This is a genomic window from Amycolatopsis sp. NPDC098790 (assembly GCF_044759945.1).
In the GTDB taxonomy this organism is placed as follows: Bacteria; Actinomycetota; Actinomycetes; order Mycobacteriales; family Pseudonocardiaceae; genus Amycolatopsis.
The window spans coordinates 483,610-498,537 of sequence record NZ_JBIWAI010000001.1; the positions used below are offsets into that span (position 1 = coordinate 483,610).

The 14,928-nt window shown below is 69.6% G+C and carries 14 protein-coding genes and 3 tRNA genes; 5 read left to right on the top strand and 12 right to left on the bottom strand.

The window, feature by feature from the left end; translation table 11 throughout:
* Positions 1-8 precede the first annotated feature (8 nt).
* From ACIQWX_RS02485 to ACIQWX_RS02510, 6 genes are all read right to left on the bottom strand, one after another.
* Positions 9-788 (bottom strand): alpha/beta fold hydrolase, encoded by a 780-nt coding sequence (locus tag ACIQWX_RS02485; RefSeq protein WP_400864473.1) that lies wholly within the window; start codon positions 786-788, stop codon positions 9-11.
* A gap of 70 nt (positions 789-858) precedes the next feature.
* Positions 859-1,578, bottom strand: coding sequence for a 50S ribosomal protein L1 (rplA, locus tag ACIQWX_RS02490; RefSeq protein WP_086675533.1), 720 nt, complete (start codon positions 1,576-1,578; stop codon positions 859-861).
* Positions 1,579-1,777: 199 nt separating this feature from the next.
* Complete coding sequence (rplK, locus tag ACIQWX_RS02495; protein ID WP_043781763.1) at positions 1,778-2,215, bottom strand: 50S ribosomal protein L11; 438 nt, start codon at positions 2,213-2,215, stop codon at positions 1,778-1,780.
* A 74-nt stretch (positions 2,216-2,289) separates the two neighbouring features.
* On the bottom strand, positions 2,290-3,132 hold the full coding sequence (nusG, locus tag ACIQWX_RS02500) for a transcription termination/antitermination protein NusG (RefSeq protein ID WP_400864477.1): 843 nt from the start codon (positions 3,130-3,132) through the stop codon (positions 2,290-2,292).
* 73 nt (positions 3,133-3,205) lie between these two features.
* Complete coding sequence (secE, locus tag ACIQWX_RS02505) at positions 3,206-3,646, bottom strand: preprotein translocase subunit SecE (RefSeq protein ID WP_400864480.1); 441 nt, start codon at positions 3,644-3,646, stop codon at positions 3,206-3,208.
* A 26-nt stretch (positions 3,647-3,672) separates the two neighbouring features.
* Positions 3,673-3,745, bottom strand: a tRNA-Trp gene (locus tag ACIQWX_RS02510).
* Between the two features lie 206 nt (positions 3,746-3,951).
* Here ACIQWX_RS02510 and ACIQWX_RS02515 point away from each other — a divergent pair.
* Together ACIQWX_RS02515 and ACIQWX_RS02520 are read left to right on the top strand one after the other, a co-directional pair.
* Positions 3,952-4,872 (top strand): TIGR03619 family F420-dependent LLM class oxidoreductase, encoded by a 921-nt coding sequence (locus ACIQWX_RS02515; RefSeq protein ID WP_400864483.1) that lies wholly within the window; start codon positions 3,952-3,954, stop codon positions 4,870-4,872.
* 94 nt (positions 4,873-4,966) lie between these two features.
* Positions 4,967-5,872: an SGNH/GDSL hydrolase family protein gene (locus tag ACIQWX_RS02520; RefSeq protein ID WP_400864485.1), complete on the top strand. Its 906-nt coding sequence runs from the start codon at positions 4,967-4,969 to the stop codon at positions 5,870-5,872.
* Positions 5,873-6,168: 296 nt separating this feature from the next.
* Here ACIQWX_RS02520 and ACIQWX_RS02525 read toward each other — a convergent pair whose 3' ends face one another.
* The 6 genes from ACIQWX_RS02525 to ACIQWX_RS02550 form a co-directional block, all read right to left on the bottom strand.
* Positions 6,169-6,567: a MaoC family dehydratase gene (locus ACIQWX_RS02525; protein WP_400864488.1), complete on the bottom strand. Its 399-nt coding sequence runs from the start codon at positions 6,565-6,567 to the stop codon at positions 6,169-6,171.
* Complete coding sequence (locus ACIQWX_RS02530; RefSeq protein WP_400864491.1) at positions 6,564-7,013, bottom strand: MaoC family dehydratase N-terminal domain-containing protein; 450 nt, start codon at positions 7,011-7,013, stop codon at positions 6,564-6,566. The genes ACIQWX_RS02525 and ACIQWX_RS02530 overlap by 4 nt, the downstream gene beginning before the upstream one ends.
* Before the next feature lie 80 nt (positions 7,014-7,093).
* On the bottom strand, positions 7,094-7,258 hold the full coding sequence (rpmG, locus tag ACIQWX_RS02535) for a 50S ribosomal protein L33 (protein WP_005152047.1): 165 nt from the start codon (positions 7,256-7,258) through the stop codon (positions 7,094-7,096).
* A 49-nt stretch (positions 7,259-7,307) separates the two neighbouring features.
* A tRNA-Met gene (locus ACIQWX_RS02540) sits at positions 7,308-7,380 on the bottom strand.
* A 50-nt stretch (positions 7,381-7,430) separates the two neighbouring features.
* Positions 7,431-7,503 (bottom strand) — tRNA-Thr (locus ACIQWX_RS02545).
* 80 nt (positions 7,504-7,583) lie between these two features.
* A complete protein-coding gene (locus tag ACIQWX_RS02550) occupies positions 7,584-10,229 on the bottom strand; it encodes a putative bifunctional diguanylate cyclase/phosphodiesterase (RefSeq protein WP_400864494.1) in 2,646 nt (881 codons plus the stop codon).
* A gap of 237 nt (positions 10,230-10,466) precedes the next feature.
* Here ACIQWX_RS02550 and ACIQWX_RS02555 point away from each other — a divergent pair, with 237 nt between their 5' ends.
* From ACIQWX_RS02555 to lon, 3 genes are all read left to right on the top strand, one after another.
* Positions 10,467-11,405, top strand: coding sequence for a GNAT family N-acetyltransferase (locus ACIQWX_RS02555; protein ID WP_400864497.1), 939 nt, complete (start codon positions 10,467-10,469; stop codon positions 11,403-11,405).
* 70 nt (positions 11,406-11,475) lie between these two features.
* On the top strand, positions 11,476-12,330 hold the full coding sequence (locus ACIQWX_RS02560; RefSeq protein ID WP_400864500.1) for an SAM-dependent methyltransferase: 855 nt from the start codon (positions 11,476-11,478) through the stop codon (positions 12,328-12,330).
* Between the two features lie 100 nt (positions 12,331-12,430).
* Positions 12,431-14,833: an endopeptidase La gene (lon, locus tag ACIQWX_RS02565; protein WP_400864502.1), complete on the top strand. Its 2,403-nt coding sequence runs from the start codon at positions 12,431-12,433 to the stop codon at positions 14,831-14,833.
* The last annotated feature ends 95 nt before the right edge of the window (positions 14,834-14,928 follow it).

Consider the following 14,928-nt stretch of genomic DNA (forward strand, 5'->3'; position numbering starts at 1 on the left):
GGCCGGGCTCAGCGGGGCTGCGGCGCGGTCAAGAACGCCACCAATGCCTCCGAGAACGCCGGCGCCATCACTGCCGTCATGTGGTCACCCGGGATCCGCACCAACCGAGCCCCCGCGATGGCCGCTGCCAGCCGCTCCGGCTCCGCCGCCAGCAGGTCCTGATCCCCCGCCAGCACCAACGTCGGCACGCCGATCGACGACAGCTCGAGACGACCTTCCTGCGACGCCAACGCCACCGCCGCCAACGCCTGACGATCCCCGCCGGTCGCATCGGCCAGCAACCGGAACGGCACTCCCGACGGCGGCACCGTCGAAGGGTCCTCCGCCAGCAACGCCGAAGCGATCTCCGCCGGCTTCACCACCCGCAGGTCGACGCCGCCGAAGTCGACGATCCCCGACCCCACTCCGCCCGTCGCCAACCGGCGGATCCGCTTGTCCGACGCCGACGCCGTCGCCGCCAGCGCGATGATCGCGCCCATCGAGTACCCGACCAGGGACACCTCGTCCAACGCCAGCTCGTCCAGCAGCGCCGAAACGTCCCGGGCCATGCTGTCGCCCGTGTACGCCGCTTCGTCGTGAGGCTTCTCCGACCGCCCGTGGCCACGCGCGTCCAGCGAGATCACCGTCAAGCCCGCCGCGCGCAACGCCGCGACCACGCCCGTCGAGATCCAGTTCGCGTTCGTGTCGGCCGCGAAGCCGTGTTGGAGCAGTACCGGGTGGTGGGCGCCGTCGCCCTCCCACACCGTGTAGTTCAACCGGAGGCCGTCGAACGACGCGAAAGTCGGCATGACCTCCATGAGACACGAAGAAAGGGCGCCCCCGCAGCAAGCGGGGACGCCCTTTCCGGTGATCTCAGACTCAGACGTTCGCGTCCTCGGAGAGGAGGTTGCGGGTCCGCAGCGGGTCGACCGGGATGCCCGGGCCCATCGTCGTCGTGAAGGTGACCTTCTTCAGGTAACGGCCCTTCGCCGACGACGGCTTGGCGCGGAGGATCTCGTCCAGCGCCGCCGCGTAGTTCTCGACCAGCTTCTCCGTGTCGAAGGAAGCCTTGCCGATCACCAGGTGCAGGTTGGCCTGCTTGTCGACGCGGAAGTTGATCTTACCGCCCTTGATGTCCTTCACGGCCTTCTCGACCGCGGGGGTCACCGTGCCGGTCTTCGGGTTCGGCATCAGGCCACGCGGGCCGAGGATGCGGGCGATGCGGCCCACCTTGGCCATCTGGTCCGGCGTCGCGATCGCGGCGTCGAAGTCGAGCCAGCCACCCTGGATGCGCTCGATCAGCTCGTCGGTGCCGACCGCGTCCGCGCCGGCGGCCTCGGCCTCGGCGGCCTTGTCGCCGACGGCGAAGACGATGACGCGGGCGGTCTTACCGGTGCCGTGCGGCAGGTTCACGGTGCCGCGGACCATCTGGTCGGCCTTGCGGGGGTCCACACCGAGACGCATCGCGACCTCGACGGTCGCGTCCATCTTGGTCTTGGAGGTCTCCTTCGCCAGCTTCGCGGCCTCGATCGGCGCGTACAGACGCGCCTTGTCGACGAGTTCCGCAGCCTGGCGGTAAGCCTTGCTGTGCTTGGTCATGCTTCTGTCCCTAACTTCGAAAAACGGATCAGTGTGGTGACGAGCCAGCACGGGCTCTCCCACGGTGTTGTCTGCCTCGACTCCGTCGAGGCGGCGAGATCGCCCTCAAGCCGCTTCCTGCCCGCCCGATTCCGCTCGGCCCGGGGGCCGATCGAAATCGCTCGGTCAGAAACCGGCGCGATCTCGCGTGCTGCAAACGTCAGGCGTCGACGACCGTGATGCCCATCGACCGAGCAGTACCGGCGATGATCTTCGCGGCCTGGTCGATGTCGTGCGCGTTGAGGTCGGTCTCCTTGGTCTTGGCGATTTCGCGGACCTGGTCCCAGGTGACCTTGGCGACCTTGGTCTTGTGCGGCTCGCCGGAGCCCTTCTCCACGCCCGCGGCCTTCAGCAGCAGCTTGGCGGCCGGCGGCGTCTTCAGCTTGAAGTCGAACGACCGGTCTTCGTACACGGAGATCTCGACCGGGACGACGTCCCCGCGCTGCGACTCGGTCGCGGCGTTGTAGGCCTTGCAGAACTCCATGATGTTGACGCCGTGCTGACCCAGGGCCGGGCCGACCGGCGGCGCGGGGTTGGCCGCACCCGCCTTGATCTGCAGCTTGATGATCGCCGCAAGCTTCTTCTTCTTGGGTGGCATTTCTTTTCCTGTCCTGTACTACGTTCCCCGCGTACCTGCCGTGGACGCGGGGACTGCGGCCGACCGGGCGGCCGTCAGATCTTGGAGACCTGGTTGAACGACAGCTCGACCGGGGTCTCCCGGCCGAAGATCGACACCAGGACCTTCAGCTTCTGCCCGTCGACGTTGACCTCGGAGATCGTCGCCGGCAGCGTCGCGAACGGGCCGTCCATGACCGTGATCGACTCGCCGATCTCGAAGTCGACCTCGACGGCCGGGCCGCCGAGCGGGGCGGCGGTCGCGGTGGACTCGCCCTTGCCCGCCTTCGCCGGGGCTTCGCTCTCGACCTTCGGGGCGAGGAACTTCAGCACCTCGTCGACGGTCAGGGGCGACGGCCGCGAGGTGGCACCGACGAACCCGGTGACACCCGGCGTGTTGCGCACCGCGCTCCACGAGGCGTCGTTCAGGTCCATCCGGACCAGGATGTAGCCGGGCAGCACCTTGCGCTGCACCTGCTTGCGCTGGCCGTTCTTGATCTCGGTGACCTCTTCGGTCGGGACCTCGATCTGGAAGATGTAGTCCTCGACGTCCAGGGTCTGGGTCCGGGTCTCGAGGTTGGTCTTCACCTTGTTCTCGTACCCGGCGTAGGAGTGCACGACGTACCACTCGCCGGGCGCGGCGAGCAGCTCGGCACGCAGCTTGGCGACCGGGTCCTCGTCGTCCGCGGCGGGCTCGGCCTCGTCGGAAGCGGCGTCGGCCTCGGCCACGTCGTCGTCCTCGGCACCGGCTGCGTCATCGGAAGCGGATTCGTCGACCTCGTCGGACACCTCGACGGGCTCCAGGTGCTCGGACTCCTCGTCACCGAGTGCCGTGTGCACCTGCTCGTCGGAAAGCTCGGTCAGGTCGTGACCGGCTGATGTGCCGTTGTCGGAGGTCACGTTCCGTCCTCTCAGTTGATCATTGCCGGGGTCAGGCCGGGACCTGAGCCCCATCGGCGCGCGCCGGGGCGCGTCAGCCGAAGATCTTGCCGATGCCCCACTTGAATGCCAGGTCGAGCACGCTCACCAGGGCCACCATGAACACCACGAAGGCCAGCACGACCGCGGTGTAGGTGACCATCTGCTTGCGGTTCGGCCAGATGACCTTGCGCAGCTCGGCCCAGACCTCGCGGATGAAGCGCAGGAGCCGCGCGAACACGGAGGCCTTCTTCGCCTTCTGGTCCCGCTTCGGGGTCGGAGCACCCTTCGCGTCGGAGGCGGTCTTCTCCCCCGACTTGCCGGCCGGCCGGGACTTGTCGTCCGCACGTGCCGCGGACTTGCCCGCCGGACGAGCGGTCGCACGGCGCTCACGCCGGGCAGCGGCTGTGACGGGACGGGACGTGCTCTCGGGCTTCGGCCCGGTGCCGTCCTGCTCCTGCTCGCCGCCGCTGGCGTCGCTGTCGCTCACGACCACTCCTCCGCTCCACCAGTTCCGTTACGCAGGGGTGACAGGACTTGAACCTGCAACCTGCGGTTTTGGAGACCGCTGCTCTGCCAATTGAGCTACACCCCTGTGAGGCCCCGATCGCTCGGAGCCCCGGTGGACGCATTCCATCGTCCCCACCATCCAGGCGGGGATGACCGTAGTGCGTTCCAAGTCCCGAAGTCTACGGCAAGCCTCGCGAGAGCCCGCAACCGCGCCCCCCGATCGACCGCCGAACCCCGGCCTGCCTGCGGAAAACTCCCCGCCGACCTCCCGATCATGCCAGGATGTCCGCCATGACGAGCAACCCGGAGTCCCGCTCACCGGTGAGCGGGCTGCGGCTCGGGCTGGCGCTGCCCCAGTACGGCGCCCTCGCCGACCCCGCCTCCGTCGCGCGCTTCGCGACCGCCGCCGAGGACCTGGGTTTCGGCTCCCTGTGGGTCGGCGACCGGATCCTGACGCCGCACGCGCCCTCGGACCTCTACCCGGGCGGCGGGACGCCGGAGCACCCTTACCCCGTGGAGTTCGAAACCTTCGCGGACCCGTTCACGACGCTGGCCTCCGCGGCCGCGGTGACCCGCACGGCCCGCCTCGGGATGAGCGCGCTGACCGGCCCGGTCTATTCCCCGGTGCTGCTCGCCAGGGCCTTGACCTCGCTCGACCTCGCCAGTGGTGGGCGGCTGGACGTCGGGTTCGGGCTCGGCTGGCTGCGCGAGGAGTACTTTGCGACGGGCGTCCCGTGGGAGGGCCGCGGCAAGCGGCTGGACGCGGTGCTCGACGCGCTCGAAGCCATGTGGACCGGTGACCCCGTCGCGCACGAGGGCCCGCAGTGGCGGATCGCGCCGTCGACCGTCGGGCTGCGTCCGGCGCAGGACCCGCGGCCGCCCGTGCTGCTCGGTGGGTTCTCGCCGGCGGCGCTCGCGCGGGTGGGCCGGCGCGCGGACGGGTGGCTGGCCGGGTGGATGCCCAAGGAGTACCTGATCGGGCTCTGGTCCGCAGCGGTCGACGCCGCCGAGAAGGCCGGGCGTGACCCGGGTGCCTTGCGGCGCGTGCTGCGGATCAACCCTCGCGCGGGTACCGGCGTCGAGACCGTCGCGGACGTCGCTCCCTGCCTGGACGTGGCTCGCGAGCTGGGCATCACGGAAGTTCTCGTCGATCTGCACTACGTCGCCAAGGACGTCGACCACGCTCTGGAGCTGGCCGCCGAATTGGTGTGACGGAGATCATTGTCACTCTGCGGGGTTCGGTGGTTCCCCCTAGTCACCCGGATTGCCCACTTCGGGACGGCCCTCGCACCGGTAGAAACGATGTGTGGCCAAGAACAGTGGGGGCGGCTGCCTCGTTGTCGTGATCGTCGTCGGTCTGCTGGCCTTCGGGTACTACAAGTGGCAGCACGGGTCCTCTTCGGCTCCGCCCGATACCGGGGCGCAGACCGGGGGTGGCACCGGGCGGTACGTCGCTCTCGGCGACTCCTACACGTCCTCGCCGCACAACGGGCGGGACGCCGGTCCTCCGGCCGGGTGTCAGCGTTCGCTCGACAACTACCCCCATGTCGTTTCGGCGAAGCTGAAGCCTGCCGAGTTGGCTGATGTCAGCTGCTCTGGTGCGACCATCGCCAATTTGACCTCGCCTCAGAAGACTTCCAATGGGACCAATCCGGCTCAGTTGGATGCCGTGAACTCCAAGACCACGCTGGTTACCTTGGGGATCGGGGGGAACGATGTCGGGTTCATCTCGCTTGCTGCTTCCTGTGCCACTGCTCATCCCTCCGGGTCGCCTTGTCGGGATCGGTTGACCGCTGGGGGGCGGGATCAGTTGGCTGAACGGATTGACGCTGCTGCTCCGAAGTTGGGCGCTGTGCTCGACAAGATCCATTCCAAGGCTCCGAAGGCCAAGGTTGTTGTGGTTGGGTATCCGACTGTTCTGCCTGATGGGGATGGGTGTTGGCCGGTGCTTCCCGTGGGGTCCGGGGATGTTGATTACTTCCGGGGGGCCTTGGGGAAGTTGAACAAGATGCTTGAGGATCAGGCTGATTCTCACTCGGCTGGTTATGCCGATACCGCTGCTCCTAGTAAGGGGCATGATGTTTGCTCTTCTTCGGATACTCGGTGGGTTGAGGGGGTTATTCCTACCTCTCGTACCGCTCCGCTTCATCCGAATGTTCGGGGGGAGCAGGGGATGGCTGATGCTGTTCTGGGGGTTCTCAAGCTTCCTTGAGTTGTCTTACGGCACCCCGAAGCTGGCATTGTGACTACGGCCGGCATCACCGCGTCAAGGCGGGAAAGATGCCTTGACCCGGTGGTGCCGGCCGTGTTCTGGCTTCGGATCGGGGTGCGCGGGGGTCTGGGTGCTCGTCGGGGCCTGTTCTCTTAGCCCCTTGCGTTGGTCTCGCTGACGCTAGGCGTGCATCGGTGCTTGAGTTGGTCTCGCTGACGCTAGATGTGCAGCGATGGCCTGGTGGTCTCGCTGACGCTAGGCGTGCACCGATGCTCTGGTGGTCTCGCCTCGCTGCGCTAGATGCGCACCAATGCCTGGGGCTTGCCCAGGACCGTCTTGCCCTCGAACTTCGCCACCAGGTCGATTCGGGCCGTTCCGTCCTCGTTCACCGCCCCCACCTTGCCCGAGAACTCCACCACTGCCCCCTCGGGCGTGTTGGGGACCACCACCGGCCTCGTGAAGCGGGCGCTCAGGTCGATCAGCCTCGCCGGGTTGCCCAGCCAGTCCGTCACCACCCTGCCCGCCAGGGCCATCGTCAGCATCCCGTGCGCGATCACGTCCGGGAGTCCAACTTCCTTCGCGAAGGCCTCGTTCCAGTGGATCGGGTTGAAGTCCATCGCCGCGCCCGCGTAGCGGACCAGCTGGTCCCTTGTCACCCGGACCTCGATTCCGGGCAGCTCGTCGCCGACGTTCACGCTGCCTCCCCCCGGACCACCAGCTGGGCCCTCGTCGTGGCGATGTGCTCGCCCTCGGCGTCCACGATCTCCGCCCGCAAGTTGATGAAGTCGTTGCCCGCTCGGGCCATGATCTTGTCGATGTGGGTCGTCAGCAGCAGCTGGTCGCCCACCCGGACCGGGCGGCTGTAGCTGAACTGCTGGTCTCCGTGGACCATGCGCGAGTAGTCGAGACCCAGCTCGGGGTCCGTGACGATCGCGTTGATCGCCGCCAGGTTGACGATCGTGATGAACGTCGGCGGGGCGATCACGTCCGGGTGGCCGGCGGCCTTCGCGGCTTCAGGGTCGCGGAAGACCGGGTTCTCGTCCCCGATCGCGTCGGCGAACTCGCGGATCTTCTCGCGGCTCACTTCGTAGCTGGTCTGCGGCGGGTACACCCGCCCGGTGAACGACTCGTCCAAAGGCACCCGGAGAGGCTACCAACAGCAAAGAGCCGCCCCGGTGGTCCAGGGCGGCTCTTCGAAGCTGGTGCGAACGCGCTACGCGGTCAGCGGGTTTCCTTGTGCGTCCGGTGCGTACCGCAGTTCGGGCAGAACTTCTTCATCTCCAGGCGATCCGGGTTGTTGCGCCGGTTCTTCTTGGTGATGTAGTTGCGGTGCTTGCACTCTTCGCACGCCAGCGTGATCTTGGGTCGCACGTCGGTGGCAGCCACAGCGTTTCCTTCTCTCTCAGGTCCGGGGGCCAGCCCCGTCGTTACCGCGTAGCGGTGGCCGGACTTGAACCGGCGACACAGCGATTATGAGCCGCTTGCTCTGCCAACTGAGCTACACCGCCCTTACATGACCCAAGCCGCGACACGCAGGCGTGACGCGGCTGAGGTCGAGAGCCCCTTTACGGAATCGAACCGTAGACCTTCTCCTTACCATGGAGACGCTCTGCCGACTGAGCTAAAGGGGCCTGGCCTCTCGCGAGGACTTGGAAAGATTACCAACCCCCGTCACCCGGCCGTGCAACCGGGGTCCCGTTAGCACAAAACCTCAGGTCAGCAGCGTAAGCACGGTCTCGGAGTGGCGGCCCGGCGAGCGCGCCGTGCGGGCCTGCAGCCACGCCTCCAGGCGGTCCTCCGGCAGCGGGCGCGAGATCAAGTAGCCCTGGGCGACGTCGCAGCCCATCGCCTCCAGCTGGTCGCGGGCCACGTCCTCCTCGACGCCCTCCGCGACCACCGTCAGGCCGAGCGAGTGGCCCAGCTCGACGATCGACCGGACCACCGCGAGGTCGCCCAGGTCGGTGCCCATGCCCAAGACGAAGCTCTTGTCGATCTTGACCTGGTCGACCGGCAGCTGCCGCAGGTAGGCCAGCGACGAGTAGCCCGTGCCGAAGTCGTCCACCGCCAAGGTGATGCCCAGCGAGTGCAGCTCACGCAGGATCGGCAGCGCCTTCTGCGGGTCGGACATCACGCCGGACTCGGTCAGCTCGAACGTCAGCAGCTCGGGCGGGATGCCGTGGTGCTCCAGCTCGCGGGCGACCTTGTTCGGGAAGTCCTCGTCGGCCAGGTTGCGGACCGACAAGTTGACCGCCACCGAGATCCGCAGGCCCTCGTCGAGCCACTTGCGGCAGCGCTTGAGCGCCTCGCCGAGCACGAACCCCGTCAGGACGCCGATCAGGCCGGCCGCCTCGATCGCCGGGACGAACTCGTCCGGGCCGAGCCTGCCGAACTCCGGGTGCACCCAGCGGACCAGCGCCTCGACGCCCTGCACCTGGCGGTTCGGCAGGGTGATCTTCGGCTGGTAGTGCACGCTGACCTGGCCGTCCTCCAGGGACTGCCGGAACTGCGTGACCATCTGGAAGCGCCGCAGGAAGATCTGGCCCATGCTCGGCACGTAGCCGCGGACCTCTTCGCCGCCCTTGGTAGCGCGAACAGCCACGTCGGCGCGCTGGAGCAGGCCCTCGATGTCGACGACGTCGCCGGACTCCTCGGGCGTCGTCGTCGCGTAGCCGATCATCGCGTTCGCCTCGACCGACAGGCGGTCCACCGGGTACGGCGCCGACAGCTCCTCGCGCAGCCGTTCCGCCGCCGCGTGCGCGTCCTCCGGCGGGCAGCCGACGAGCAGCGCCGCGAACGACGCGCCTTCGAGGCGGGCCAGCGGGACGTCGGGGCCGAGCGCGTCGCGGATGCGGCGGCCGGCGGCGATCACCATCCGGTCGGCCCACGCGTAGCCCAGCGCGTCGCTGACCGTCGAGAAGACGTCGAGGTCGATCCGCAGCACCACGGCGTTCGCGAAGTCCCGCAACGGTTCCTTCGCCACCTGCCGGAAGCCCGGCCGGTTGAGGTGCCCGGTGAGCGGGTCGTGGTAGGCGTCGTGGCGCAGGGTCGCGAGCAGGCGCCGGTTGTCCAGCGACGTCGCCAGGTGGCTGGCCATCGTGCCGAGCAGCTGGACGTCGTACTTGCCGAACCCGCGCCAGCGGGACAGCCGGTCGTGCGCCTCGACGACGCCGAGCAGCTGGTTCGCGCTGCGCAGCGGCACGACGAGCGCTTCCTGCGCGCCGCGGTCGAGCAGCGCCGCGCGGACGTCGGGATTGGCTTCGGTGATCCGGAAGTGCCGGACGTGCGCGCCGGGCAGGCGCAGCAGCGGGTCGTCGGCGGCCGGGTCGGCGGGCGGCAGGTCGTCGCCGGCGACGACGACGCGCATGGCGTCCTTCGGTTCGAGCCGCAGTCTCAGCACGACGCGGCCGGCCGCGAGCTGGTCCTTGATGCGCTCGGCGATCGTGGCCCACTCGCGGACGTCGACGCCGCCGACGAGCTCGTCCGCGCGGCTGGCCGGGCGCGCCGCGGCCTGCTGGCCCGAGCGGGCCACCATCAGGCTGACGTCGGACAGCGCTTCCATGTCCCGCTGCTCGCGCAGCAGGTCGGAGTAGGCCCAGTAGAGCGCGGTCAGGCCGAGGAACACGGCGAGCACCAGCGGCCACGCCTTGGGCGTGTTCGAGATGACGAGGTAGCCGGAGAGGCCGACGGAGGCGTTGACGAACCCGACGACCAGGATCCGCGCGGTGAGCCGGACGGCGGTGCTGACCCGCATCCGGCGCCGCAGCACGCGGACCGCGGCCAGCGCGAGCAGCGTGCTCACCAGCGGCGCGGTCAGGGTGCCCGCCAGCGCGGCGACCCACGGGATCTTGTCGCCCGCCCCGGCGCCGACGGCGACCTTCACCAGCCCGGCGACCCCGAAGGCGCCGGTGATCTCCAGCAGGAACGCGCCCGCGTTGTAGAGGACGCGGCCGGCGACCTTGCGCGCCAGCAGCGTGCCGATGCCGGCGACGAGGTGCGCGGCGAGCACGACTTCGAACGGCGCGACGAAGAACCCGATGACGAGCGGGATTTCGGTGAACGAGATCGTCCACGAGATACCGCTGCGGACGTCGACGTTGATGCCCAGCTGTTCGGCGAGCAGGAAGGCGACCGCGAGCACCGGCCCGATCCACAGGAGCCTGCTGTCCCAGTGGAACGGCAGCCACGAGCCGACGGCGAACGCGGCGACGAGCCCGATGCTCAGGACGGCGAAGGTGTACGCGCGGAACCGGCGTTCGTCGGTGCGGGCTTCGGCGGAGACGGGCGGTGTCCCGGAAGCGGCTCCCGGCCCGGGCTGCGCCTGCGTTACGGCGTCGCCGTGGGCGTTGGTGTCCGGCATCCGACCTTCCCTCCCGGCTTGTCCACCGGTACTGATCCGTGACTTCGGGTGTGGACAAGGGCCATACCGTACCCCGTAGGGCGTACCCGTGTCCCTTTCGAGACAGTAGGAGATCACCCCAGGGTTAACAATGCCTCGATGGCGCTGACCTGCGTGGACCAAGGGGTGAAACATCGGGTGGCAATGCAGGGGTTGGTCGTGTGCACACGACAGCTCGGGTAGCGCTTCAATGAACCCATGCACAGCGACGTGATAGCCACCGAACACGCGGCCCGGCTCGCGGCGGTGGATCCCCTGCTCCCCGGTTCTTCTCCCTTCGAGGCGGCCGAAAACGCCGTGGTGCTGGGGGTCGCGACGGGTGACTCCGCCGCCTCCGCCCTCGCCTCGCGCATCCAGGTCGACCAGGACGCGCCCAACGCGCCGTGGCGGGCGGTCACCGAGCACCGGCTCGACCTCCAGCTGGCCGGCCCGCGCCCGGCCGGCGCCCTCGACGCCCTGCTCACTCGATGGGATGAACATCTGCGCGCGGTCGCCGAGCGCGGCGACACCGAGACCGCGGCGATCGTGCCGCGCGCGAGCCGCGACGCCGCCGGCACGCGCGAGATGCTGCATCACGGCTTCGCCCCGCTGCGGGTGATCGCGGTCCGCCCGGCGGACCGGATGATCCCGGCCGGCCCGCGCGGCACGCCCGGCGTCAAGATCCGCCGCGCCGAGCCCGGCGACCTCGAAACCGCCGTCACGCTCGGCCTGGAACTGCACACCTTCGACGCGCAGTACGGCACGGTCAACTTCCGCAAGGGCGTCGAGGACATCATGGCCAAAGACCTGGCCGAGCAGCTGAACCGGCCGGAGCCGCCACTGTGGATCGCCGAGCTGTACGGGCGTCCGCTCGGCATGGTGAACGTCCAGCACCCCGGCGAGACCGGCTGGATCAGCGACCGCGTCAACGCCTCGCGCGTCGGCTACCTGTCGTCGCTGGCCGTCGCGGAGACCGCGCGGTCGTCCGGTGTCGGTACCGCGCTGGCCGCGCACGCCCACCACGTCCTGGACGAAGAGGGCGCCGACGTCGTCCTCCTGCACCACGCGGCGGCGAACCCGCTGTCGACGCCGTTCTGGTACGCGCAGGGGTACCGCCCGCTGTGGACGTACTGGCAGCGCCGGCCCGCCGTCCGCTGAACGACTGGCGGCTTACCCCAGGGAGTCCGTCCTTATAGGCTGGCTCCGGGAGCAGCGAGGGGAGCCGGCAGTGACCGACCAGCGCGATTCGGCGCCGAGAGCGCCCGAAGGCGTCGACACCGAGAAGCCGTCCGCGGCCCGGATCTACGACTGGTACCTGGGCGGCACGCAGAACTGGGCCGTGGACCGCGAGTTCGGCAGGCGCATGGAGCAGCAGTGGCCGCTCGTGCGCCCCGGCTCGAAGCAGAACCGCGAGTTCATGAACCGCGCGGTCCGGGCGGCGCTGCGGGCCGGCATCCGCCAGTTCATCGACCTCGGGTCCGGCGTCCCGACGGCGGGCAACGCCCACGAGGTCGTCGAGGCGGAGCTGCCCGAGGACCACGACGCGAAGGTCGTGTACGTCGACTACGAGCCGGTCGCGGTCGCGCACGCGACGCTGATCCTCGAAGAAGAGGTGGCGACGGACTGGGCCGGCATCGTCCAGGCGGACATGCGCGACGCGAAGGCCGTGCTGCGCGCCGAAGAGACGAAGCGGCTCATCGACTTCTCGCAGCCGGTCTGCCTGATGATGATGGCGGTCCTGCACTTCGTCGGCCCGGACGACGACCCGATCGGCCTCCTGAAGGCGTACCGCGACAAGCTCGCGCCGGGCAGCTGGCTGGCGATCTCGCAGATGAGCGAGGGCGACGGCGAGGGCGAGGCACTGGCGGGGCTGCGCTGGTTCGTCGAGCAGTACCGCAAGACGAGCAACCCGGTGTGGCTGCGCGACCGCGACGAGATCGAGCCCCTGTTCGGTGACTGGGAGATCATGGAGCCGGGCATCGTGCACCTGCCGGACTGGCGGCCGGACCGGAAGCTGAACGCCCTGGAGGCCGAGGCGCGGCCGTTCGCGTGGTGTGGCATCGGGGTCAAACCAGGCGCCTGACCTGCGCTTTCGCTGATCGCTGTGGGCGAACGCACCATCGGAAACAAACGCACCCAGCGGAGAGTTGAGCTAGGCAGACTCAACTACACGAGGAGTGCACATGTCCGACACCCGCCTCCTGCCCGTGCTCCCGCTCGATGACGACGTCGTGCTGCCGGGCATGGTCGTCCCGCTCGACCTCAGCGACACCGAGACGCGCGCCGCGGTGGAGTCCGCCCAGGCCAACACCCCCAGCCAGGCGTCGTTCCCCGGCATCCGGTCGACCGGCGCCACCAAGGCCGAGGTCCTGATCGTCCCGCGCGTGCACGGCGAGTACGCCGAGTACGGCACCGTCGCCACGGTCGAGCGCATCGGCCGCGTGCCCGGCGGCAAGGCCGCCGTCCTGCTGCGCGGCACGTCCCGCGCGCTCGTCGGCCGGATCGCCGACGGCCCCGGCGCCGCCCGCTGGGTGCACGCCGAGGACGCCCCCGAGACCACGGACGACCAGACCGCCAAGCTCGCGGCCGAGTACAAGGCCGTCGTCATCTCGATCCTCCAGCAGCGCGGCGGCTGGCAGCTGATCGACGCCGTCCAGCAGGTCGAGGACGCCTCCGCGGTCGCCGACCTGTCCGGCAACGCGCCGTACCTGTCCACCGACCAGAAGCTCGAGCTGCTCGGCGCCCTGGACGTCACCGCACGTCTGGAGAAGGCGCTCGAGTGGAGCAAGGAGCACCTGGCCGAGCTCGAGGTGACCGAGACGATCCGCAAGGACGTCTCCGAGGGCATGGAGAAGCAGCAGAAGGAGTTCCTGCTGCGCCGCCAGCTCGAAGCCATCCGCAAGGAGCTCGGCGAACTCGACGGAACCGCCGACGAGACGGACTACCGCGCCCGCGTCGAAGGTGCCGAGCTGCCCGACGCCGTCAAGAAGGCCGCGCTGGCCGAAGTGGACAAGCTGGACCGCACGTCCGAGCAGTCCCCCGAGGGCGGCTGGATCCGCACGTGGCTGGACACCGTCCTGGAGCTGCCCTGGAACGAGCGCACCGAGGACGTCTACGACATCGCCGCGGCGCGAGCGGTTTTGGACGCCGACCACGCCGGCCTCGACGACGTCAAGGAACGCATCATCGAGTACTTGGCCGTGCGCAAGCGCCGTGCTGAATCGGGTCTCGGCCCGGTCGGTGGCCGGCGTTCGGGTGCCGTGCTCGCCCTCGCGGGCCCTCCCGGGGTCGGCAAGACGTCGCTCGGTGAGTCCGTCGCGAAGGCGATGGGCCGCAAGTTCGTGCGGGTGGCGCTGGGCGGCATCCGCGACGAGGCGGAGATCCGCGGCCACCGCCGCACGTACGTCGGCGCGCTGCCCGGCCGGATCGTCCGCGCCATCAAGGAAGCCGGCTCGATGAACCCGGTCGTGCTGCTCGACGAGATCGACAAGGTCGGCGCCGACTACCGCGGCGACCCGACGGCCGCGTTGCTCGAAGTGCTGGACCCGGAGCAGAACCACACGTTCCGCGACCACTACCTCGAGGTCGAGCTGGACCTGTCCGACGTCGTATTCCTGGCGACGGCCAACGCGCTGGAGACCATCCCCGGCCCGCTGCTGGACCGCATGGAGCTCGTCACGCTGGACGGCTACACCGAGCACGAGAAGGTCACCATCGCCCGCGACCACCTGCTCCCCCGCGAGCTGGAGCGCGCCGGCCTCGGCGCCGCGGACGTCGTCCTGACGGACGCGGCGTTCAGCCGGATCGCCGCCGAGTACACCCGCGAGGCGGGCGTGCGCGACGCGAACCGCACGATCGCGAAGGTGCTGCGCAAGGTCGCGACGAAGGTGGCGCTGGACGAGGTCGCGCTGCCGCTGACGGTGGACGCGCCTTCGCTGGAGACCTACCTCGGCCGCCCGCGGCACATCCCGGAGTCGTCGCTCCCGGCGTCGACCCAGCGCACGGCGACCCCCGGCGTGGCAACGGGCCTGGCGGTGACCGGCGCGGGCGGCGACGTCCTCTACATCGAGGCGTCGCTGGCCGACGAGGAGTCCGGCGCGTCCGGGCTGCAGCTGACCGGCCAGCTCGGCGACGTGATGAAGGAGTCGGTGCAGATCGCGCTGTCCTACCTGCGTTCGCACGGCGCGGAGCTGGAGCTCCCGGTGGGCGACCTGCGCAAGCGCGGCATCCACGTCCACGTCCCGGCGGGCGCGGTCCCGAAGGACGGGCCGTCGGCGGGCGTGACGATGACGACGGCGCTGGCATCGCTGCTCTCGGGCCGGGTGGTCCGCGCGGACGTCGCGATGACGGGCGAGGTGTCGCTGACCGGCCGGGTGCTCCCGATCGGCGGGGTGAAGCAGAAGCTCCTGGCGGCCCACCGAGCGGGCATGAAGACGGTGATCATCCCGCAGCGCAACGAGCCGGACCTGGACGACGTCCCGGCCGAGGTGCTCTCGCAGCTCGACGTGCACGCGGTGGCGAACGTGCGCGAGGTCCTGGACCTCGCCTTGACGCCGGCTTCAACGCCGGTTTCCCAGGCGGCGTAACCCCGAACGCCGCCCGCGGCCGGTTCCCTTCTCCCCCAAGGGGAGCCGGCCGCTCCGAACAAGAGAAGGCCCCGTGATCCGAACCGGATCACGGG

What these genes read in the sequence shown, in the direction of transcription:
- ACIQWX_RS02515 (WP_400864483.1), top strand. Translation starts at nt 3,952, where the DNA reads ATGACGAGCAACCCGGAGTCCCGCTCACCGGTGAGCGGGCTGCGGCTC.
- ACIQWX_RS02485 (WP_400864473.1), bottom strand. Translation starts at nt 788, where the DNA reads ATGCCGACTTTCGCGTCGTTCGACGGCCTCCGGTTGAACTACACGGTG.
- rplA (WP_086675533.1), bottom strand. Translation starts at nt 1,578, where the DNA reads ATGACCAAGCACAGCAAGGCTTACCGCCAGGCTGCGGAACTCGTCGAC.
- ACIQWX_RS02550 (WP_400864494.1), bottom strand. Translation starts at nt 10,229, where the DNA reads ATGCCGGACACCAACGCCCACGGCGACGCCGTAACGCAGGCGCAGCCC.
- lon (WP_400864502.1), top strand. Translation starts at nt 12,431, where the DNA reads ATGTCCGACACCCGCCTCCTGCCCGTGCTCCCGCTCGATGACGACGTC.
- rplK (WP_043781763.1), bottom strand. Translation starts at nt 2,215, where the DNA reads ATGCCACCCAAGAAGAAGAAGCTTGCGGCGATCATCAAGCTGCAGATC.
- ACIQWX_RS02555 (WP_400864497.1), top strand. Translation starts at nt 10,467, where the DNA reads ATGCACAGCGACGTGATAGCCACCGAACACGCGGCCCGGCTCGCGGCG.